The organism is Streptomyces sp. NPDC006140 (genome assembly GCF_040628815.1).
GTDB lineage: Bacteria > Actinomycetota > Actinomycetes > Streptomycetales > Streptomycetaceae > Streptomyces.
This window is the reverse complement of sequence record NZ_JBEXTS010000009.1, coordinates 298,431-317,342: the sequence shown is the minus strand read 5'-3', so window position 1 is coordinate 317,342 and position 18,912 is coordinate 298,431. Positions and strand designations below refer to the sequence as shown.

Sequence of the window (18,912 nt, the reverse complement as noted above, 5' to 3'; positions counted from 1 at the left end):
TCTGCGCACCGGCCCGCGAACCTGATTGAATCCCGGGGGTGGCGCCCCCGGCCGAGGTGTGGCCGGGCGCCGATTCGACGAACTGCGGCCACCGCCGACGAGCCGTGCCGCGGCTGTGCTGTGGGGAGAGCATGAACGAGGGGAAGCCCACGAAAGCGAAGTGGTGGAGCCGTCCGCGCCCGCAGGGCCCGTCGGGGGAGCCGGAGGGCACGGACGGGCCCATGGCGGCGGACCGGGGCACGGCTGACGCCCGGGAGCAGGCGGCGCCCCCGGCGGCCGCCGCCGACACCGACGGCGACTTCGAGCTGCCGCGTCCCGCCGCGACGCAGCAGGACGACGCCGGCGACTACGAGCTGAGAAGCCCCGAGGCGGCGACGACGGGGGAGACACCGGCCGGGGAGGCACCGGCCGGGGCTTCCGCTGCTGCGAGCGTGGTCGAGCCCGGCGTCGAGGCGGATCCTGCTCCTACGAGCGCCGTGGAGTCCGGCACCGAGGCGGGCGTTGCCGCCGCCGAGGTCGGAGGCGGCGTTCCCGCCCCCGCTGCCGCCCCGGCCGCCGTGCCGGTCGACGTCGGGGTCAAGCCTCTGCACGATCCCGACCCGTACAGCACCCCGCCCTATGGCGAACCCGGCCCCTGGGCGCCCGCGCCGCCCGTTCAGCACCCGGCGGCTACACCGACGCACGGCGTGGTGATGCCGGGGCAGGCGAGTGTGCCGGGCCCGCCCGTGGCGCCGGTGGTGCCGGCGCAGTCCTCCCACGTCCCCGCCGCGCTGGAGCAGGCGCAGGCGCAGGCGCAGGCACCGGCGCAGGTGCCCAGCGCCCCCGCGCCGGTGCCGGTCGCCCCCGCGCCGGTGCCCGTCGCCCCGGTCCACGCCGATGTCCCGCCCCAGGGGCCCGCCCCCGACCCCTGGCAGCGCTACGACCCCTGGGCCGCTCCCGTGCCGCCCGGGGGCCTCGCCCCGCTCCAGCAGAACGGCGCCGCCGTCCCCAGCACGGAACAGCGGCGCAAGCGGGGCAGGAAAACCCTGGTCGGCGGGGCCGTGCTGCTCGCGCTCGTGTCCGGGGGCATCGGCGGCGCCCTGGGGACGTACCTGGAGCGGAACGGGGGCGTCGGGACCGTCGAGCTGCCGCAGGCCGGGAAGGAGTCCACCGGGCGCGACGCGGGCAGCGTGGCCGGGATCGCCGGGCGTGCCCTGCCCAGCGTGGTCACCCTGCATGTGAGCGGCGCCGGCGAACAGGGCACGGGCACCGGCTTCGTGCTCGACACCCGAGGGCACATCCTCACCAACAACCACGTCGTGCAGCCCGCCGGATCCGGCGGCGAGATCACCGTGACCTTCAACGGCGGGGAGACCGCCCAGGCCGAGCTCGTCGGCCGGGACAGCGGCTACGACCTCGCCGTCGTGAGGGTGAAGGGCGTCCGAGGACTCACCCCTCTGCCCCTGGGCAACTCCGACAACGTGCAGGTCGGCGACCCGGTCGTGGCCATCGGCGCGCCCTTCGACCTGGCGGGCACCGTCACCTCCGGCATCATCAGCGCCAAGGAGCGGCCCATCACGGCAGGCGGCGAGAAGGGCGACGGCAGCGACGTGTCGTACGTCGACGCGCTGCAGACCGACGCGCCCATCAACCCCGGCAACTCCGGCGGCCCGCTGCTCGACGCCAAGGGCCGGGTCATCGGCATCAACTCGGCCATCCGCTCGGCGGGCAGCGGCTCCGACCTGGAGAGCGGACAGTCCGGCTCGATAGGCCTCGGCTTCGCCATCCCCATCAACCAGGGCAAGCGCGTCGCCGAGGAGCTGATCAACACCGGGAAGGCCACCCACCCGGTGATCGGCATCACCCTGGACATGGACTACGGCGGCGACGGCGCCCGTGTCGCCGCCCAGGGCAGCGAGGGCGGGCCCCCGGTCACCGCGGGCGGCCCGGGTGCCCAGGCCGGCATCAAGGCCGGTGACGTCATCACCGAGGTCGACGGCCAGCGCGTCCACTCCGGCGAGGAGCTGATCGTCAAGACCCGGGCGCACCGCCCCGGCGACCGGCTGAAGCTGACCCTGGAGCGGGGCGGCAAGGAGCGGACCGTGTCGCTCGTCCTCGGGTCCTCCGGAGGGGGCTGAGCCGTGACGACCAGGGCTTACAGGGGCGAACAAGGCAAACAATCGGGAAAGCGCTGCCACTGGCCGCACCCGGAGGTCTCGGGACGGTACCGGTCGGACAGGATCGCCGGGTACCGTGGAGCCGGCCCGGACCACGGCAACACCCGCACCGACCACGAGGGCCGAGGACCGAGGACATCGCAAGGAGCTTCAGGTGTTCAATGACATAGGACCACTCGAGCTGGTGACGCTCATCGTCCTTGCCGTGCTCGTCTTCGGTCCGGACAAGCTCCCCAAGGTCATCCAGGACGTGACGCGCACGATCCGGAAGATCCGTGAGTTCTCGGAGAGCGCCAAGCAGGACATCCGGGAGGAACTCGGCCCGGAGTTCAAGGACTTCGAGTTCGAGGACCTCAACCCCAAGACGTTCATCCGCAAGCAGCTGGACAACGATGACCTGGGGCTCAAGGAGATCCGCAACGGCTTCGACCTGAAGAAGGAGATGGCCGAGGTCACCGACGCCGTCCACGGCCGCGACTCGGACACCTCGTCCTCGTCGTCCTCCTCGTCGTCCGGCTCCTCCGGCGGCCGGATCGACATGACGAAGAAGCCCGAGACGCCCGACCGGGACGACCGGCCGCCCTTCGACGCGGACGCCACCTGAGCGACCCGCCCCGGGGTGTGCGCCCCGGCGCGCGTGACGCGTTTCATACTCCGGTCGGGCTGTGTACGGCCTGAACGAGGCGCCCGTGCGGCCCACGCGCCGGGCGGTTTCCCTGCTGCTCGCAGCGGTGTGGCTATGCTGCCGAGTTGTTGTGCGGACCGGTCGAGTACGCCCGATGGGGGGCGGGCCGCTCGGTTCGACTAGAGCGAGGAGGGCTCGGGCACATGGAGACGACGAGTGGGGCAGTCGCGCAGGCGCCGGCCACGGAGGGCGGACAACAGGTCCCCTCCGCCCGGCGTACGGTCGACGGCTACCTGCGCGCGCCCTTCCCGTGGTACGGCCTCGACGAGGCCTTCACGGGGCCGCGCTGGCTGATGCAGGTCGGTGTGACGGCCGACGGGGCCGTGGAACACGGGTCGATCGGGCACGGTGACGAGCCCACGGTGCGCAACGAGCATGCCGCCGGGGGCGACCAGGAGTCCAAGGAGAAGTTCGCGGTCGTCGTGACCGTGGCGGCGCATCCCTCACGGCGCAGTGCCGACGGCACGGGGCTGCTGGAGGCCACGTCGGTGTCGTCCGCGGCGTGGCTCGCGGGTGTGGGGCTGCTGTCCTTCACCTGGCCGGGGCAGATGGACCACTCGCTGCGGGACGACTGGCTGGAGCAGCAGACCGAGACGGCGTGGGTGCTGGCCGACGACCTCGACGGGCCCGACTGGTCGACGCTGTCGCTTCCCGTGGACGGGGTGCCGACGGCGTTCCACTACCGGGAGTCGGAGTTCGGGTGGGTGCTCGCCGGGTCGACGTCGGCGGGGGTCCACGTGGGTGCGTATGGGCGTGGCATGAGCGCGTACGGGCTCGGCTTCGCCGTGGTGAAGGACATCGCCGCGTACGCGTGAGTCCCTCGGGGCGCCGGGTTTTTCGGCGCCCCTTCGCCGTGGGGCCGCAGCATCGTGGGCGGCTGCGGCTGCGTCGTGGCTTGTCGCGCAGTTCCCCGCGCCCCTTGAGGACGCTGCCCCCAGGGACGTCAGAGCTAGAACTTGTTCCTCGGAGTGATACCGAGCGACAGGCCCGACAGGCCCCGCTGCCTGCCGCCCAGCTTGCCCGCGATCGCGCGGAGGGACGAGCCCGCCGGGGAGTCCGGGTCGGTCAGGACGACCGGCTTGCCCTCGTCGCCGCCCTCGCGGAGGCGGACGTCGATCGGGATGCTGCCGAGGACCGGGACGTTCGCGCCGGTCGTGCGGGTCAGGCCCTCGGCGACGAGCTGGCCGCCGCCCGTGCCGAAGACGTCGACCATCTCGCCGCAGTGCGGGCAGGGCAGGCCGGACATGTTCTCCACCACACCGACGATCTTCTGGTGCGTCTGCACGGCGATGGAGCCGGCCCGCTCGGCGACCTCGGCCGCCGCCTGCTGCGGGGTCGTGACGACCAGGATCTCGGCGTTCGGGACCAGCTGGGCGACGGAGATCGCGATGTCGCCGGTGCCGGGCGGCAGGTCCAGGAGGAGGACGTCCAGGTCGCCCCAGTACACGTCCGCCAGGAACTGCTGGAGGGCGCGGTGAAGCATCGGGCCACGCCAGACGACCGGGGTGTTGCCCGGCGTGAACATGCCGATGGAGATGACCTTCACGCCGTTCGCCGACGGCGGCATGATCATGTTCTCGACCTGGGTCGGGAGGCCGTCGGCGCCGAGCATGCGCGGCACGCTGTGGCCGTAGATGTCGGCGTCGACGACACCGACCTTGAGGCCGTCGGCCGCCATCGCCGCCGCCAGGTTGACCGTCACCGAGGACTTGCCGACGCCGCCCTTGCCGGAGGCGACCGCGTAGACGCGGGTCAGGTTGCCAGGCTTCGCGAAGGGCACCTCGCGCTCGGTCTGGCCGCCACGCAGGGCGGTCGCCAGCTCGCGGCGCTGCTCGTCGCTCATCACGTCGAGCGTGACGTCGACGCGGGTGACGCCCTCGACGCCGGAGACCGCCTCCGTCACGCGCTGCGTGATCGTGTCCCGCATCGGGCAGCCCGAGACCGTGAGGTACACGGTGACCGCGACCGCCCCGTCCGCGCCGATCTCCACGGATTTGACCATCCCGAGTTCGGTGATGGGCTTGTGGATCTCGGGGTCGTTCACCGTCGCCAGTGCCTCGCGCACCGCGTCTTCCGTAGCCATAAGGACGATGGTACGGCGCCGTACCGGGGCGTAGGAAAGCCCGTCACCGGTCGTCTGCGTCACGTCCCCGTGACCGTTCCGCCGGGAATACGACGGCGTCGTGACGGTGGCCGTTCTGCCGTTCCTCCAGTTCCTTGACCATGTCCTGGAGCTCCGAGCGGATCCAGTCGCGGGTGGCGACCTCGCCCAGGCCGATGCGCAGGGCGGCGACCTCGCGGGTCAGGTACTCGGTGTCCGCGATCGACCGCTCGTTCTGCTTGCGGTCCTGCTCCAGGTTGACCCGGTCGCGGTCGTCCTGCCGGTTCTGCGCGAGCAGGATCAGCGGGGCGGCGTAGGAGGCCTGGAGCGACAGCATCAGGGTCAGGAAGATGAACGGGTACTCGTCGAAGCGCAGGTCGCGCGGGGCGAGTGTGTTCCACGCCACCCACAGGATGATGGCGGCCGTCATCCAGACCAGGAAGCGTCCGGTGCCGAGGAAGCGCGCGATGCGCTCCGACAGCCGGCCGAATGCCTCCGGGTCGTACTCGGGCAGGATCCGGCGCTTCGGCACACCCGGCTGGTCGAGGCGGGCGGTGCGCGGCCGGGAAGCCGCCGTGGCACCCGCCGGCGTGCGTTCGCGCAGGCTCTCACGCTCAGGAACCATCGGTCGCCACCTCCTCCTCGTCCAGGTGGAACTCCGTCTCCCGCCAGTCCTCCGGGAGCATGTGGTCGAGCACGTCGTCCACGGTCACCGCGCCCAGCAGCGACCCGGCCTCGTCCACCACGGGCGCCGCGACCATGTCGTACGTGGCGAAGAACCCGGCGATGGCGGGCAGGTCCGCCTCCGGGTCGAGCGGCTGCAGATCGCTGTCCACGATCGAGCTGACCAGGGCGGGTGGTGGCTCCCGCAGCAGGCGCTGGAAGTGGACCGTGCCCAGGTACTTGCCGGTCGGCGTCTCGTCCGGTGGCCGGCAGACGTACACCTGGGCGGCCAGGGCGGGGGAGAGGTCCGGGTTGCGGATCCGGGCGAGGGCGTCGGCGACGGTGGAGTCCGGGCGCAGCACGATCGGCTCGGTGGTCATCAGACCGCCCGCCGTGCGGTCCTCGTACGACATCAGGCGCCGCATGTCCGCCGCGTCGCCCGGCTGCATCAGGCTCAGCAGCCGCTCCTGCTCGTCCGTCGGCAGCTCGCCCAGCAGGTCGGCCGCGTCGTCCGGGTCCATGGCCTCCAGGACGTCGGCGGCCCGCTCCTCCTTCAGCTTGCCGAGGATCTCGATCTGGTCGTCCTCCGGCAGCTCCTCCAGGACGTCGGCCAGCCGGTCGTCGTCGAGGGCGGCGGCGACCTCGGCCCGGCGCTTGGGGGAGAGGTGGTGCAGCACGTTGGCCAGGTCGGCGGGGCGCAGCTGCTCGAACGTGGCGAGCAGGTTCTCGGCGCCCTGCCCCTGCTCCTCCAGGGAGAAGCCGGTGACGGCGGTCCACTCGACGGTCAGCGCCTCGCCCTTGGCGCGCCGGAAGGCACTGCCCTTGCGGCCCTTGCGGACGAAGACCCGGTCGATCTCCCACTCCCGGCGGGCCGGCAGCTGATGCACCGACAGGTCGAGGACGGTGACCTCCTCGCCGGTCTCGGTCAGGGTGACGCGCCGGTCCAGCAGCTCCCCGAAGACCAGCCGCTCGGTGGGCCGCTGCTCGAAGCGCCGGACGTTGAGCACGCCGGTGGTGATGACCTGGCCGGACTGGATGGCGGTGACCCGGGTCATGGGCAGGAAGATGCGGCGGCGGGTGGCGAGTTCGACGACGAGGCCGAGCAGTCGCGGCGGCTTCTGGCCGACCCGCAGCATGACGACCAGATCGCGCACCCGTCCCACCTGGTCGCCGGCGGGGTCGAAGACGGCGACACCGGAGAGGTGCGAGACGAAGATCCGGGGGGCGCCCGCTGCCATGGCCGCGGCTCCTTTTCGTGCGGGGTCGTTCCTGGTGCCTGTGTTTTCCGAATTGCCCGCTCGGGTGGGCTTCAGGCTAGCCCGTCCCGATCGGGGGTGCGTCGGCGGGCGGTCCGGACGGACCGGCTCCGATCGGCCCCCACGGCCCCGGTACCCTGCCGTACGCCGTTCAGGTCTCCCGTCAGAGAGGCAGCCCCACCTGTGACTCCGATTCGCCAGGGCCGCAGCCGCGGTGCCGCGCTCGCGAGCGCGATGTGCGCACTGCTCGTGACGGGAACGGTGCTCACGGGCTGCGCGGAGGATCCGAACGAGGGCACCAACGGCGTCGGCCGGCTGCCCGCCCAGAAGATCCAGGGCAAGACCCGCGCGGCCGCCGAGTCCGCCGGCGCGGTCCGCGTGCACGGCAACGTCGTCAGCGGCGGGCGGACGTACGCGCTCGACATGCGGCTGAAGGACGACGGCGGCACGGGCTCGGTGACCACGCAGGGCGCGACCTTCGAGCTGTTGCGCGTCGGCGAGCAGCTCTTCGTCAAGGCCGACGCGGAGTTCTGGAGTCATGGCAGCGGCCAGGGCGAGGGCGGCAAGGGGGACGCGGCGGCGGCCTCCAAGCTCGGCGGCAAGTTCGTGAAGGTGCCGCAGGGCGACCCTTCGTACAAGAAGTTCAGCGGTTTCACGGACAAGGCGGTCCTCCTCGACGGTCTGCTGACCCTGCACGGCACACTCGCGACGGACGGCCACGACGAGCAGGCGGGCGTCCGCACCATCCGCGTCACCGGCGACAAGGGCTCCGGCGGCACCCTGGAGGTCTCCCTCGAGGGCAAGCCGTACCCGCTGCGCCTGGAACGGGCCGGAGGGGCGGGCACCCTCACGTTCTCCGCCTGGGGGCAGGACTTCGCCCTCAGGGAACCGGAGCGGAACGAGACGGTGGACTACGGCAAGCAGCTGCCGACGTCCTGAAACGTCACTGCCTGCGTTTGCGCTTCTTCAGCAGCAGGCGCGGCAGGCCCGCGGGGATCGGCCGGCGGGTGATCGCCGGGGACGGCAGCGGAGGCTCGGACAGCGAGTCGTCGGGGAGCGGCGCCGTCGCCCCGGTCGGCTCCAGCCGCAGCACCCGGCACTCGCGGGCCCAGCGGTCGGTCATGGCCTCGCCGTCGGGCGCGTTCAGCCGCTTGCCCTTCAGCTCGGCGACCGCCGCGTCCCACGCCTCGGTGCCCGGGGCGAGCTGCGTGACCCGCGCCGTCCAGGAGACCAGCCGGCCCCCCTTGTCCTTGCTGCGGACCGTCACCCGGGCCTCGGCCCCGTCGGCCAGCCCCGGCAGCGGCTGCTCGCCGGGGCCGTCGCCGACCAGGCACGCCGCGCCCTCGTGCCACACATGCCAGAGGGCACGCGCGGGGGCGTCGGGGCCCTGCACCCAGACGAGGCCGGACTTCTTCGTGGCCTCCTCGACGAGGGCCTGGTCGAGCAGCTCGCTTGTCATGGTCGCCAGCCTATCCACGCTGCTCACAGCCAGCCGTTCCGCTTCAGCGTGCGGTGGATGCCCAGGCAGATGACCACCGTGACGCCCATGATCGCCGGGTAGCCGTACCGCCAGTGCAGCTCCGGCATGTGGTCGAAGTTCATGCCGTACACCCCGCAGACCATCGTCGGCACGGCGATGATCGCGGCCCAGGAGGTGATCTTCCGCATGTCCTCGTTCTGCGCCACGGACGCCTGCGCGAGGTTGGCCTGGAGGATGGAGTTGAGCAGCTCGTCGAAGCCGAGGACCTGCTCCTGGACCCGGGCCAGGTGGTCGGCGACGTCCCGGAAGTACTTCTGGATGTCCGGGTCGATCAGCCGCATCGGCCGCTCGCTCAGCAGCTGCATGGGCCGCAGCAGCGGCGACACGGCCCGCTTGAACTCCAGCACCTCGCGCTTGAGTTGGTAGATCCGGCCGGCGTCCGTGCCGCGCGGCGCGCCCTTGCGGCCCGGGGAGAACACCTCGGTCTCGACCTCGTCGATGTCGTCCTGCACCGCGTCGGCGACGGCGATGTACCCGTCGACGACGTGGTCGGCGATGGCGTGCAACACGGCCGAGGGGCCCTTGGACAGCAGCTCGGGGTCGTCCTGGAGGCGGTGCCGGAGAGCCCGCAGGGAGCCCTGGCCGCCGTGCCGGACGGTGATGAAGAAGTCCCGTCCGGTGAAGCACATGACCTCGCCGGTCTCGACGACCTCGCTGTTGGCGTCGAGCTGGTCGTGCTCCACGTAGTGGATGGTCTTGAAGACCGTGAAGAGGGAGTCGTCGTAGCGCTCCAGCTTGGGCCGCTGGTGGGCCTGGACGGCGTCCTCCACGGCCAGCGGGTGCAGCCCGAACTCACTGGCGATGCCGGAGAATTCGGCCTCGGTCGGCTCGTGCAGGCCGATCCACACGAAGCCGCCGTCGCGGCGCACCAGGCGCACCGCCTCGTGCGGGGTCAGCGGGGACTCGGTCTCGATGCGGCGGCCGTCGCGGTAGACGGCGCAGTCGACGACGGCGGAGGCCGTCGCGGGGCTGCGGGTGGCGTCGTACGTCCCACTGTCCTTGCGGAGCGACACGCGGGACGGGCGGACGACGGCGCGCAGGTCGCGGATCATCGACATGGCGGGCTCCTTCGCGGGCGGGCAACGAAAGACGCCGACGTCGGGTGGAGCTACCCGGAATGAGGACGTTGTGACTGATGATGTTTGGCACGTCCACAAAGCGGGGAGCACCGCACCGTCGCGGTGGCGCGTCTCGTTACTGATTCAGCTACTGAGGCAGATCAGGCAAAGCGAAACGAAGCGCTCTTCCGCGTGAAGCGAGTGCGAGAGGTGGCGACCAGCCAGAGCCAGAACAGCTACGTCAGCGGCGGGAAGAGCGTGGTGCTACTGCACGGTCGACTTCGGTCCATTGCAGTCCCACCTCCTCCGGCCGGTCCCTCGTAAGGGAGTTCCTTCGGCGTCGGGGCTTGATCGCGACGCTTCTGCGTGCTGCCCCGAACCACCGGGCAAGAGTATCAGTCGCCCGACGTGTCAAGGCGCTTGTTTGCCCGCTACTGACGAGTTCTATGCTCGCCGCATGGCAGATGTTCTTCCTCTGGTCGAGGCCCGGTTGCGTACGGCACTGGGCGAACCGGACGCGCGCGCGGCCGTCACCTTCCTGGGCACGGACCGCATCGAGGTGCTCCGCTTCCAGGAGGGCGACATCGTCCGCTACGCCACGCTCGGCATGTCCGCGCACCCCATGACGGACCCCACGGCCGTGGTCGCCGACCCCGTGAAGGGCCCGCGCGCGGAGCTGGTCCTGTCGGTCCGCGCGGGGCTCGCCGACACCGACAAGGCGCTGCGCCCGCTCGCCGTGCTGGCCGCGTCTCCGCAGGTGGAGGGTCTGGTGGTGGCTCCCGGCGCCTCCCTCGACGTCGGTGAGCCGCTGTGGCCCGGCGCCCCCTTCACCTCCGTCCTGGTCGCCGAGCCGGGCGGCCTGGTCGAGGACCTGGAGCTGGACGAGCCCCTCGAGGCCGTGCGGTTCCTGCCGCTGCTGCCGATGACCCCGAACGAGGCCGCCTGGAAGCGCGTGCACGGCGCCCAGGCGCTGACGGAGAGGTGGCTGAACCAGGGGACGGACCTCCGGGATCCGTCCCGGAAGTCCGTCCCGCTGGAGTGAGGAAGGTCACCAACCCCTGGCCGGAAAAGGTCAGTTGGCGAAGACGGTGACACTGTCCTCGGTGGCGTGCTTCGTCTCCAGTTCCTCCGCTTCGTGCGTGAGGGCCTTGCGCCGTACGACGACCACGAGCGCGCCCAGCACGGCCGTGACCGCGGCCACCACGAACGGGATGTGGAGGTCGGTCCACTCCTCGATCTTCGGCGCGAAGTACGGGGCGGCGGCCGCCGCGAACCAGCGGACGAAGTTGTAGCCCGCGCTCGCCACCGGCCGGGGCGCGTCCGAGACGCCGAGCGCCAGCTCGGTGTAGACGGTGTTGTTCACGCCGATGAAGGCACCGGACAGGATCGTGCAGACCACGGCCGTGGTGTGGGAGCCGTAGCCGAGCACGAGCACGTCGGCCGCGAGCAGCACCAGGGAGGCGCCGAGCACCTTGAGCGAGCCGAACCGCCGTTGCAGCCGGGGCGCCACGATCACCGAGAAGACGGCGAGCAGCACGCCCCAGGCGAAGAACACCGCACCCGAGCGGTACGGGCTCATGTTCAGCACGAACGGCGTGAAGGCCAGCACGGTGAAGAACGTGTAGTTGTAGAAGAACGCCGAGACCGCGGCGGAGGCGAGCCCGCCGTGGCCGAGGGCCTTGAGCGGGTCCAGCAGCGAGGTCCTGCGGGCCGGCTTCGGCTGCTCCTTCAGGAACGCCGCGATGCACAGGAAGCCGACGGCCATCAGGAACGCCGTGCCGAAGAACGGGTAGCGCCAGCTGGCGTCGCCGAGCAGGGCGCCCAGCAGCGGACCGCACGCCATGCCGAGGCCGAGGGCCGACTCGTACAGCAGGATCGCCGCGGCGCTGCCGCCGGCCGCCGCGCCGACGATGACCGCGAGCGCCGTGGAGACGAAGAGCGCGTTGCCGAGTCCCCAGCCCGCGCGGAAGCCGACCAGTTCGGCGACCGATCCGGACGTGCCGGCGAGCCCGGCGAAGACGACCACGAACGCGAGCCCGAGCAGCAGGGTCTTGCGGCCGCCGATCCGGCTGGAGATGAAGCCGGTCACCAGCATCGCGACGGCGGTGATGAGGAAGTACGAGGTGAAGAGCAGGGAGACCTGGCCTGCCGTGGCGTGGAGGCCCTGCGCGATGGACGGCAGGATCGGGTCGACGAGTCCGATGCCCATGAAGGCGACGACCGACGCCCCGGCGGTCGCCCACACGGACTTGGGCTGCTTCAGGAGGCCGCCCGCTCCGGCGTCGAAGGGGTCCATGCTCGCTCCCTTTCCGAGACGGAAGTAGTTGGTATATACACACACTAAGTTAGCTAGGCTAATTAATGCAAGTAGCATCTAGTGTGGGTGGTGAAGGGTTCCGTCCGGATGGGTGATCGTCCTTGACGCGGCGCGGCGGGGGTAGGACCGTGGGGCCCTATGAGGGGCGAACCCAGTTGCCCGAAGTGCGGTGGCCGGGTCAGGGCTCCCGGCCTCTTCTCCGACTCGTGGCAGTGCGATGTGCACGGCACCGTTCATCCGGTGCAGCCCGTGATACCGCCCAGCGTCGACGCCCTCAACGTCGTGGTGCACCGCACGCAGGTGCCGGTGTGGATGCCGTGGCCGTTGCCGGTGGGCTGGCTGTTCACGGGGGTGGCCTGTGCGGGGGACGACCGTACGGGCGGCCGCGCCACGGCCGTGGCCTGCACCGGGCCCGGGCCGCTCGGCGGGATGGGGGAGCTGATCCTGGTCGCCGAGGAACTGGGTGTCGGGCTCGGGGCCCGGTACGCCGGGATGGACGGGCCCGACCCCGGGCCGTACATGGATGTGGGGAAGCCGGCTCAGGCGAAGGTGCTGGCCGCCGGGCGGCCGACGCCGTTGTGGCACGTCTCCGGGGCCCCGGGCGACCGCGCGGTGTTCGCCGGGGAGGCGCTGGGGATGTGGCTGTGGGCCGTGGTGTGGCCCGAGCAGTCGGGGTTGCTGATGTACGACGAGCTGGTGCTGGCGGATCTCCGGGACGCGGGTGCCGAGGTCGAGCTGGTGCCTTGCGGGGCGTTGTCGCCGCGCCTGCTCGGGCCGTAGCGCCGTTAATGTAGGGGGCGCTCCTCGGATTCGGGTGTGACAGGGGGCCCGGAAAATGCGGTTATCCTTGAGCAGCCCTGTTCGTGTCGTTCGTGTCTGGAGTCCGTGTCGTGCGTATCGATCTGCACACCCACTCCACCGCTTCCGACGGCACGGACACCCCGGCCGAGCTGGTGCGCAAGGCTGCCGCCGCCGGGCTCGACGTCGTCGCGCTCACCGATCACGACACCACCCGCGGGCACGCCGAGGCGGTCGCCGCGCTGCCCGAGGGGCTCACGCTGGTCACCGGGGCCGAGCTGTCCTGCCGGCTCGACGGCATCAGCATGCACATGCTGGCCTACCTCTTCGACCCCGAGGAGCCGGCGCTGCTCGCCGAGCGGGAGCTGGTCCGGGACGACCGGGTGCCCCGGGCCCAGGGCATGGTCGCCAAGCTCCGGGAGCTGGGCGTGCCCGTGACCTGGGAGCAGGTGCTGCGGATCGCCGGCGACGGGTCCGTCGGGCGTCCGCACGTGGCGACCGCGCTCGTCGAGCTGGGTGTCGTGCCGACCGTGAACGACGCCTTCACCCAGGACTGGCTGGCCGACGGCGGCCGGGCCTTCGTGGAGAAGCACGAGACCGACCCCTTCGAGGCCATCCGGCTCATCAAGGGCGCGGGAGGGGTCGCGGTGTTCGCGCACCCCGGGGCGAGCAAGCGGGGGCGTACGGTGCCGGAGGCCGCGATCGCCGAGATGGCCGCGGCCGGGCTGGACGGCATCGAGGTCGACCACATGGACCACGACGCGGACACGCGGGCGCGGCTGCGGGGGCTGGCGAAGGAGCTGGGGCTTCTCGTCACCGGGTCCTCCGACTACCACGGCAGCCGGAAGACCTGTGTGCTCGGGGAGTACACGACCGACCCCGAGGTGTACGGGGAGATCACGCGGCGGGCCTTCGGGGCGTTTCCGGTGCCGGGGGCCGGCGGATCCCTCTGACGGTTTCCCGCCTCTGACGCCTCAGGTCCCTTTCCCAGGCACTCGGCGCTGTTCGCCGTGCCTTTCGCGCGCTCGACTCACACCCGCAAGGCCATCACGCTCATGTTCGACGTCGCCGTCTTCGGCTCCCTCTTCCTGACCCTCTTCGTCATTATGGATCCCCCCGGGATCACCCCGATCTTCCTCGCGCTCACCGCCGGCCGGCCCGGGAAGGTGCAGAAGCGGATGGCTTTCCAGGCCGTCTGCGTCGCCGGTGGTGTGATCACCGTGTTCGGGCTCCTGGGGCACCAGATCCTCGACTACCTGCACGTCTCCGTGCCCGCGCTAATGATCGCGGGCGGACTGCTGCTTCTGCTCATCGCGCTCGACCTGCTCACCGGGAAGACCGACGAGCCGAAGCAGACCAAGGACGTCAACGTCGCCCTCGTGCCGCTGGGCATGCCGCTGCTGGCGGGACCGGGTGCGATCGTGTCGGTCATCCTCGCCGTGCAGAAGGCCCACAGCGTCACCGCGCAGGTGTCCGTGTGGACGGCGATCCTCGCCATCCACGTCGTGCTGTGGCTGGTGATGCGCTACTCGCTGGTGATCATCCGGATCATCAAGGACGGCGGCGTGGTGCTGGTGACACGGCTCGCGGGCATGATGCTCTCCGCGATCGCCGTGCAGCAGATCATCAACGGCGTCACCCAGGTGATCCAGGCGAGCTGACGGTACCGAACGGCCTGTCAGCCCCGGTCGGCGAGCACGGAGCCGATCGCTTCGGCCGCCTTCTTGTGGGCGAGGTACTCGTCGATGTCGTGCGCGCGGCCGCGGCCGTTGGCGACGGCCAGCTGGTCGAGCTTCCCCCACCGCTCGTCCGCCAGCGGGCAGCCGATCGCCACCGTGTCGGTGGGGCACCAGACGTTGACCCAGTCGCGCACCCGGGGCGGCCGGTGCGGGCCGCGCGCGAGGAGCCGTCCGTTGACGCCGTCCATGCCGAGCGGACTGCCCGCCGTCACCAGCAGGACGGGATCGAGCCCGTCGGGGAGCCGGGTCAGCAGGTCCATGCCGACGACCGTGCCGAGGCTGTGCGTGACCAGCACCAGTTCGCCCTGGGCGGGCATCGTCTCCAGGACGCTGTCCAGTACGGACTGCCGGACGGCACTGTCGGCGAGGTACAGGTCGACGTCCCGCAGGAACGTGGCGATGGTCCACTCGTCCAGGTCGGATCTGGCGGCCAGCCAGCTCAGCGGCCGGTGCAGCGTCCCGACCAGACCCGCCCCGAAGCCCTCCGTGGCCGCCGGCCCGTCCTGGGGCATGCCGGCCCGGGCGGCCGCCTCGTAGAGCAACTGCTCGTAGGAGCCCGTGGGCGACTGAGCGGCGAACGCCTCGGCGGCAGCGGCGGCGCTCAGCCGGTCGAGGGCGATGGCCTCGGCCGTGCTCTCCCTGCCGCTCACCAGGTTGTGCAGTCTCGTGCCGTAGAACGGGAACCACACGTCGTCCGGATCGAGCGGGGGCAGCGACGCGAGGGTGAGTCCGCGGTTCAGGCCGGCCGTCCACTCCCGGCGGAGGTCCACGGGCTCCTTGCTCTGCTGGTCCCTGCCGTGCAGGAAGACCAGATGCCGCCGGCCGCCGAAGGCGGTGCCGCGGGCCGGGAGCCCGGCCTTGTGGGGCACCGGGCGCGCCTCGGGCGCGGTTGCCGCGGCCGAAGCGGTCTGCGGGGCCGAAGCGGTCTGCGGGGCCGAAGTGGTTTGAGGGGCGAAAGCCGTCTGCGGGGCTGAAGCGGTCTGTGGGGCCGTGCCGCCCGGCACCGCCGTCGCCGTCGTCCCGTCCGGCGATGTCATGGGGCCCGTCGGTGAGGGGAGCGCCGGCCCGGTGACCGTGCTCCGGTCCAGGCCGGAGTCCGGGCCCATCTCGGCCAGCAGGGCGCGTCGCCCGGGGCCGAGGTCCAGCCCGGCCAGGTGCTTCAGGATCGAGCTGATGCGGACGCCCTCGTTGGCGACCCAGTCGATCGCGTCGTCGCCGTCGCCGTGGGCCCAGGGCTTGCCGTCCTTGCGCAGGACCCGCCCCTGGTCGTCCTTCTTCGGCACGCCGCTGTGGTGCAGAGCCACGACCTCCCACTGGTCGTTGAAGACGGGGGAGCCCGAGTTCCCCGGTTCGGTGTCGGTCGTGTAGTGGACGAAGTCGTCGAGCCGCACCAACAGCGCGTTGTCGCGCAGGGCGATCTCCTTCAGGCGCCCCTGCGGGTGGCCGATGATGTTCACCTTCTCGCCGAGCACCAGCTTGCCGAGCTGGACGCTCAGCCGGTTCCAGCCGAAGACCTCGCCCGGCGGACGGCCGTCCAGGGCGGGCGCGAGAGCCACCAGGGCGAAGTCGAGCCGTCTGTCCGCGGCGAAGAAGGTCCCGGGGTCGAGCTCCACCCGGACGACGGTGTCGGGCAGGTTGTCGGCCGTGATCTGGGCGTTGAACTCGGCGAAGCAATGGCGGGCGAAGCTCTCGTCGGGCAGCACGTGGTGGTTGGTCATCATCAGCCGCGGCGACACCATGAAGCCGGTGCCGTGCGGCAGCTCGCGGCCGTCGCGGCGCAGGGTGATCCGGGCGACCGTGGCCCCGGCCCTGACCCCGCGGGGCAGGAAGCTCCAGGCCTGCAGCTCGTTGGACAGGTTGATGATGCGTTCGTTGGCGTCGGGCAGGTCCATGGCCTCGCCGTGGATGTCCGCCACCACCGCCGAGGGCGACAGGCCGCCCCGGTCGAGGATCCGGTCGGCGCGGACGGCGAGCGCGTCCGGGGCGTCCGGGAACCGTACGCCGGCCGCCAGCCGGCTCTCGACCCGCTCGCGCTCCGCGGCGGAGTCCTCGTACCGCCGCGCTGCCTCCGCCGCGGCCTGCTCGTGCAACTCCACGTTCGACCGGCCCGTCACGGACATGCGGTCACCGTCCTGTCCTCGTTCGCTGTCTCGCCGGCGCGCTGTGCCTCTCGCTCGCGCTGTGCCTCTCTCGCCAGTACGCCCCCGACCAGGGCGGTCCGCAACAGCGGAGCCCCCGCACGGCCGATGCCGGGCGGGGGCTCCGAGGTCTTCGTGTGGGAGAGCCGCGCGTTATGAGGCCGTGGTCTCGGCCGGGCGGATCCACAGGCGCTGCCCGATGGCGGCGGCCTGCTGAACGATGCGGTTGACGGAGGCGGCGTCCACAACGGTCGAGTCCACAGGTGTGCCGTCGACGTCGTCGAGTCGCATGATTTCGAAGCGCAAGGGCTTCTCCCTTCGTCTGGTCATCCTCCTGAGGAGAACTACTTGAGTGGCGGCCCACCAGGCTGCGGTGCTCGGTGTTCCGTATGGGTCAACAGGGATGCACCCCTCAAACATTCCCTACGCTAAGGAAATTTTTCGAACTACTAATTACTGAGCCGTAAGAGTGTGGTTACGGGACCGACCGGGACCGGTTGTGTTCGCAGCGTGACCGCCGGGACAATGGAGGTGATGAACGACGACCTCGCGGCCCTCAGCGCCCGCATCGACCGCACCAACGAGCTGCTCCAGCGCATGCTCGCCGAGGTGGCGAAGACACCCTCGACCCACGCGATCTTCGTCGATGCCGGGTACCTGTACGCCGCCGCGGGACGGCTCGTCGCCGGCACGGAGGACCGCCGCGCCTTCGACCTGGACGCCGAGGGCCTGATCGACGCCCTCATCGACCGGGCCCGCACGATCTTCGCGGACAGCAGGCTGCTGCGGGTCTACTGGTACGACGGCGCCCGCCGCCGCATCCACACGGCCGAGCAGCAGACCATCGCCGAGCTGCCGGACGTCAAGGTGCGCCTGGGCAACCTGAACGCCAACAACCAGCAGAAGGGCGTCGACTCCCTCATCCGCTCCGACCTGGAGTCCCTGGCCCGCCACCGCGCCATCAGCGACGCGGCCCTGCTCGGCGGCGACGAGGACCTGGTGTCGGCGGTGGAGGCCGCCCAGGGCTACGGCGCCCGGGTCCACCTCTGGGGCATCGAGGCGCCGGAGGGCCGCAACCAGGCGGAGCCGCTGCTGTGGGAGGTCGACAGCCAGCGCACCCTCGACCTCGACTTCTTCAAGCCGTACGTCTCCCGCCGCGCGGCCCCCGCCTACGAGGCGGCCACGGGCCGGCCCGCCCGTGAGGACGTGCGGTTCGTGGGCGCGCAGATCGCGGCGAAATGGCTGGCGGCCCGGGGCCGGGACACGCTCGTGGAGCTGCTGCCCGGACACCCGTACCTGCCCGGCTCGGTGGACCAGGACCTGCTCGTGGAGGCGGAAAGCCTGCTCCAGTACTCCCTACGCGGCCAGGCCGACCTGCGGCGCGCGCTGCGCGACGGCTTCTGGGAGCACCTGCGGACGCAGTACTAGCCCTCTCGGATGCCGTCCCAGAAGTCGGCGAGGGCGTGGGCCGTCGGCAGGGGGCGGTCGGCGTTGGGGGAGTGCTCGGCCCCCGCGACGACCGTGCGGTGCGCGGCCAGCCGCGCGGCCATGTCGTCGAGGGTCGCCACCGGCCAGGTGTCGTCGTGCGCGCCCGACAGGACGTGGAACGGCAGTCGTACGGCGGCGAGTTCGGCGACGCGGTCCGGCTCGGTGCACAACTGGCGGCCGGTCGCGAGGAGCTGGGCGGGACGGTTGCCCAGCCAGCGGCGGCGCAGCTGCTCCTGGTCGCCGATGCCGCGGGCGGGTCCGCCGACCTCCTCCGGCGGTCCCATGGCCTGGATGGCCTCCCACACGTCCTCCATCGACATCACGGCGAGCGCGTCCCGCAGCAGTTTCACGCGCTGCTGCTGCGAGACGGAGATCTCCGCCGGGCCGGACGAGACCAGGGTGAGGGAGAGGAACGGGGAGGGATCGAGCAGCACGGCCGCACGGGCGATCTGCCCGCCGAGCGAGTGCCCGACGAGGTGCACGGGAACGCCGAGCGCCGCGGCCTGCGCCAGCACGTCCCGGGCCAGTTCCCGCTGGGCGTAGGCGGATTCGTCGTCCACGGGCCCGTCCGACTCGTGCTGCCCCCGCCCGTCCACGGCGACGACCCGGTACCCACGCTCGCCGAGCGGCTCGTGCAGCAGGCTGAAGTCCTCCTTGCTGCCGGTGAATCCGGGCAGCATCAGGGCAACGCCCCTGACCTCCGCACCCGCCCCCGGCGACGAGTCGACGACGGCGAACTCCCCGCGGGAGGTACACAGACGGTAGGCACGGGCGCCCGGCGGCAGGGGGAAGGTGGGGTGGCTGGTCACGGGGTGAGGGTAGCGGCTGGGGTTGGCCGGGTGTGTGGGGCGAGGGCTGGCGGGCGGGTCCCATGGGGGCGGGTGTGGCGGTGGCTGCGGGTTGGTCGGGTGCGTGGTTCGAATGTCGGCGGTCCGGTCCCGCAAGGTGGGGGATGGAGTGGCTGAGGGTGGGC

18 protein-coding genes are annotated in these 18,912 nt (G+C 71.7%); 9 read left to right on the top strand and 9 right to left on the bottom strand.

The annotated features are described in order from the left end of the window. Window positions 1–131: 131 nt before the first annotated feature. From ABZ386_RS24325 to ABZ386_RS24315, 3 genes are all read left to right on the top strand, one after another. On the top strand, window positions 132–2,117 hold the full coding sequence (locus ABZ386_RS24325; protein ID WP_358965813.1) for a trypsin-like peptidase domain-containing protein: 1,986 nt from the start codon (window positions 132–134) through the stop codon (window positions 2,115–2,117). 193 nt (window positions 2,118–2,310) lie between these two features. After that, on the top strand, window positions 2,311–2,760 hold the full coding sequence (locus ABZ386_RS24320; protein ID WP_351348310.1) for a sec-independent translocase: 450 nt from the start codon (window positions 2,311–2,313) through the stop codon (window positions 2,758–2,760). 224 nt (window positions 2,761–2,984) lie between these two features. Next, the gene (locus ABZ386_RS24315) at window positions 2,985–3,656 is read left to right on the top strand and encodes a hypothetical protein (RefSeq protein ID WP_351348312.1); all 672 of its coding nucleotides are present in this window, start codon (window positions 2,985–2,987) and stop codon (window positions 3,654–3,656) included. Between the two features lie 134 nt (window positions 3,657–3,790). On the opposite strand, the gene ABZ386_RS24310 is transcribed toward ABZ386_RS24315, so the two are convergent. From ABZ386_RS24310 to ABZ386_RS24300, 3 genes are read right to left on the bottom strand one after another with little or no spacing between them, the layout of a single operon-like run. Then, the gene (locus ABZ386_RS24310) at window positions 3,791–4,924 is read right to left on the bottom strand and encodes an Mrp/NBP35 family ATP-binding protein (protein ID WP_114255160.1); all 1,134 of its coding nucleotides are present in this window, start codon (window positions 4,922–4,924) and stop codon (window positions 3,791–3,793) included. 43 nt (window positions 4,925–4,967) lie between these two features. Continuing rightward, window positions 4,968–5,567, bottom strand: coding sequence for a DUF1003 domain-containing protein (locus ABZ386_RS24305; RefSeq protein WP_351348314.1), 600 nt, complete (start codon window positions 5,565–5,567; stop codon window positions 4,968–4,970). After that, complete coding sequence (locus tag ABZ386_RS24300) at window positions 5,557–6,843, bottom strand: CBS domain-containing protein (protein ID WP_351348316.1); 1,287 nt, start codon at window positions 6,841–6,843, stop codon at window positions 5,557–5,559. Before ABZ386_RS24300 ends, ABZ386_RS24305 begins: the two co-directional genes overlap by 11 nt. Window positions 6,844–7,044: 201 nt before the next feature. Here ABZ386_RS24300 and ABZ386_RS24295 point away from each other — a divergent pair, with 201 nt between their 5' ends. Continuing rightward, on the top strand, window positions 7,045–7,800 hold the full coding sequence (locus ABZ386_RS24295; RefSeq protein WP_351348318.1) for a hypothetical protein: 756 nt from the start codon (window positions 7,045–7,047) through the stop codon (window positions 7,798–7,800). A 4-nt stretch (window positions 7,801–7,804) separates the two neighbouring features. On the opposite strand, the gene ABZ386_RS24290 is transcribed toward ABZ386_RS24295, so the two are convergent. Beyond that, a complete protein-coding gene (locus ABZ386_RS24290; RefSeq protein WP_351348320.1) occupies window positions 7,805–8,320 on the bottom strand; it encodes a hypothetical protein in 516 nt (171 codons plus the stop codon). 23 nt (window positions 8,321–8,343) lie between these two features. Beyond that, a complete protein-coding gene (locus ABZ386_RS24285; protein WP_351348322.1) occupies window positions 8,344–9,459 on the bottom strand; it encodes a magnesium and cobalt transport protein CorA in 1,116 nt (371 codons plus the stop codon). 457 nt (window positions 9,460–9,916) lie between these two features. On the opposite strand from ABZ386_RS24285, the gene ABZ386_RS24280 reads away from it, so the two are divergent. Then, window positions 9,917–10,501, top strand: a complete 585-nt coding sequence (locus ABZ386_RS24280; RefSeq protein ID WP_351348324.1) for a suppressor of fused domain protein — start codon at window positions 9,917–9,919, stop codon at window positions 10,499–10,501. Between the two features lie 30 nt (window positions 10,502–10,531). Here ABZ386_RS24280 and ABZ386_RS24275 read toward each other — a convergent pair whose 3' ends face one another. Next, window positions 10,532–11,755, bottom strand: a complete 1,224-nt coding sequence (locus ABZ386_RS24275) for an MFS transporter (protein ID WP_351348326.1) — start codon at window positions 11,753–11,755, stop codon at window positions 10,532–10,534. A gap of 159 nt (window positions 11,756–11,914) precedes the next feature. Between ABZ386_RS24275 and ABZ386_RS24270 the strand changes: the two genes are divergently transcribed. The 3 genes from ABZ386_RS24270 to ABZ386_RS24260 all read left to right on the top strand — a co-directional run bounded on the left by ABZ386_RS24270 (window position 11,915) and on the right by ABZ386_RS24260 (window position 14,235). After that, on the top strand, window positions 11,915–12,556 hold the full coding sequence (locus ABZ386_RS24270) for a DUF6758 family protein (protein ID WP_351348328.1): 642 nt from the start codon (window positions 11,915–11,917) through the stop codon (window positions 12,554–12,556). Window positions 12,557–12,666: 110 nt separating this feature from the next. Beyond that, on the top strand, window positions 12,667–13,527 hold the full coding sequence (locus tag ABZ386_RS24265) for a PHP domain-containing protein (protein WP_355718603.1): 861 nt from the start codon (window positions 12,667–12,669) through the stop codon (window positions 13,525–13,527). Window positions 13,528–13,629: 102 nt separating this feature from the next. Continuing rightward, window positions 13,630–14,235 carry a MarC family protein gene (locus ABZ386_RS24260; protein ID WP_351348349.1) on the top strand — a complete coding sequence of 202 codons (606 nt, stop codon included), beginning with the start codon at window positions 13,630–13,632 and terminating at the stop codon, window positions 14,233–14,235. A 17-nt stretch (window positions 14,236–14,252) separates the two neighbouring features. Here the strand turns inward: ABZ386_RS24260 and ABZ386_RS24255 are convergent, their stop codons facing one another. Beyond that, window positions 14,253–16,433 (bottom strand): serine protease, encoded by a 2,181-nt coding sequence (locus ABZ386_RS24255; protein ID WP_358965811.1) that lies wholly within the window; start codon window positions 16,431–16,433, stop codon window positions 14,253–14,255. Window positions 16,434–16,604: 171 nt separating this feature from the next. Beyond that, window positions 16,605–16,757 carry a hypothetical protein gene (locus tag ABZ386_RS24250; protein ID WP_003992775.1) on the bottom strand — a complete coding sequence of 51 codons (153 nt, stop codon included), beginning with the start codon at window positions 16,755–16,757 and terminating at the stop codon, window positions 16,605–16,607. A gap of 219 nt (window positions 16,758–16,976) precedes the next feature. Here ABZ386_RS24250 and ABZ386_RS24245 point away from each other — a divergent pair, with 219 nt between their 5' ends. Beyond that, complete coding sequence (locus ABZ386_RS24245; protein ID WP_351348351.1) at window positions 16,977–17,879, top strand: NYN domain-containing protein; 903 nt, start codon at window positions 16,977–16,979, stop codon at window positions 17,877–17,879. Here the strand turns inward: ABZ386_RS24245 and ABZ386_RS24240 are convergent. After that, on the bottom strand, window positions 17,876–18,748 hold the full coding sequence (locus ABZ386_RS24240; RefSeq protein ID WP_355718610.1) for an alpha/beta fold hydrolase: 873 nt from the start codon (window positions 18,746–18,748) through the stop codon (window positions 17,876–17,878). The two genes, ABZ386_RS24245 and ABZ386_RS24240, sit on opposite strands and share 4 nt — an antisense overlap. Between the last annotated feature and the right edge of the window lie 164 nt (window positions 18,749–18,912).

What these genes read in the sequence shown, in the direction of transcription:
- ABZ386_RS24300 (WP_351348316.1), bottom strand. Translation starts at nt 6,843, where the DNA reads ATGGCAGCGGGCGCCCCCCGGATCTTCGTCTCGCACCTCTCCGGTGTC.
- ABZ386_RS24310 (WP_114255160.1), bottom strand. Translation starts at nt 4,924, where the DNA reads ATGGCTACGGAAGACGCGGTGCGCGAGGCACTGGCGACGGTGAACGAC.
- ABZ386_RS24255 (WP_358965811.1), bottom strand. Translation starts at nt 16,433, where the DNA reads ATGTCCGTGACGGGCCGGTCGAACGTGGAGTTGCACGAGCAGGCCGCG.
- ABZ386_RS24275 (WP_351348326.1), bottom strand. Translation starts at nt 11,755, where the DNA reads ATGGACCCCTTCGACGCCGGAGCGGGCGGCCTCCTGAAGCAGCCCAAG.
- ABZ386_RS24315 (WP_351348312.1), top strand. Translation starts at nt 2,985, where the DNA reads ATGGAGACGACGAGTGGGGCAGTCGCGCAGGCGCCGGCCACGGAGGGC.
- ABZ386_RS24325 (WP_358965813.1), top strand. Translation starts at nt 132, where the DNA reads ATGAACGAGGGGAAGCCCACGAAAGCGAAGTGGTGGAGCCGTCCGCGC.
- ABZ386_RS24245 (WP_351348351.1), top strand. Translation starts at nt 16,977, where the DNA reads ATGGAGGTGATGAACGACGACCTCGCGGCCCTCAGCGCCCGCATCGAC.
- ABZ386_RS24290 (WP_351348320.1), bottom strand. Translation starts at nt 8,320, where the DNA reads ATGACAAGCGAGCTGCTCGACCAGGCCCTCGTCGAGGAGGCCACGAAG.
- ABZ386_RS24270 (WP_351348328.1), top strand. Translation starts at nt 11,915, where the DNA reads ATGAGGGGCGAACCCAGTTGCCCGAAGTGCGGTGGCCGGGTCAGGGCT.
- ABZ386_RS24260 (WP_351348349.1), top strand. Translation starts at nt 13,630, where the DNA reads ATGTTCGACGTCGCCGTCTTCGGCTCCCTCTTCCTGACCCTCTTCGTC.
- ABZ386_RS24285 (WP_351348322.1), bottom strand. Translation starts at nt 9,459, where the DNA reads ATGTCGATGATCCGCGACCTGCGCGCCGTCGTCCGCCCGTCCCGCGTG.
- ABZ386_RS24280 (WP_351348324.1), top strand. Translation starts at nt 9,917, where the DNA reads ATGGCAGATGTTCTTCCTCTGGTCGAGGCCCGGTTGCGTACGGCACTG.
- ABZ386_RS24305 (WP_351348314.1), bottom strand. Translation starts at nt 5,567, where the DNA reads ATGGTTCCTGAGCGTGAGAGCCTGCGCGAACGCACGCCGGCGGGTGCC.